The organism is thiotrophic endosymbiont of Bathymodiolus puteoserpentis (Logatchev) (assembly GCF_900127505.1).
GTDB lineage: Bacteria > Pseudomonadota > Gammaproteobacteria > PS1 > Pseudothioglobaceae > Thiodubiliella.
In genome coordinates, this window is the sequence record NZ_UEXF01000025.1 from 1 (window position 1) to 540 (window position 540).

The following is a 540-nucleotide window of genomic DNA, read 5'->3' on the forward strand; positions in this document are numbered from 1 at the left end:
CTGAAATACACTGACCCGAGCGGTTATTGGTGGAATCCCTTTAAAGCAGTAGCTAAAGCATGGCGAAGTGTTTGGAGAGGTGTTAAAAAATACGGCAGACAAATTGCATCTATCGCTGTTTTATTTATCCCAGGATTAAATATTTATGCAGCAGGATTTTTGTCCGGTATGGTTGGAAGCAAAGGTGATTTAAAACAAGGATTATTAGGCGCATTAACAGCAGGATTTAACGCCAAGGTATTGCATCCAATGAAAGCGGGTTTCAGAAAGTTGATAGCCCATGGCTTAACTGGCGGCGTACGAAGTCGATTATCTGGCGGTAGCTTTAAAAGCGGATTCTTAGGCTCAGCTGTTAGTTATGGCGCAAGTTGGTCAGGTGCATATAAGGCGGCAGGCGTTAGTAATCAAGCCAACACATGGACGCAAAGAGTACAAAATGTTGTCGCCTCTTATGTGGTTGGTGGCGTTGCCGCTGAGTTAGGTGGTGGTAAATTTGCTAATGGTGGGATGAGTGCGGCGTTTAGTAGGATGTTTAATGAT

The 540-nt window shown here is 44.1% G+C and carries 1 pseudogene; it reads left to right on the plus strand.

Features of this window, described 5'->3' with window-relative positions:
- Positions 1–540 (plus strand): annotated as a pseudogene (locus BHECKSOX2_RS03615) (hypothetical protein); the annotation flags it as partial.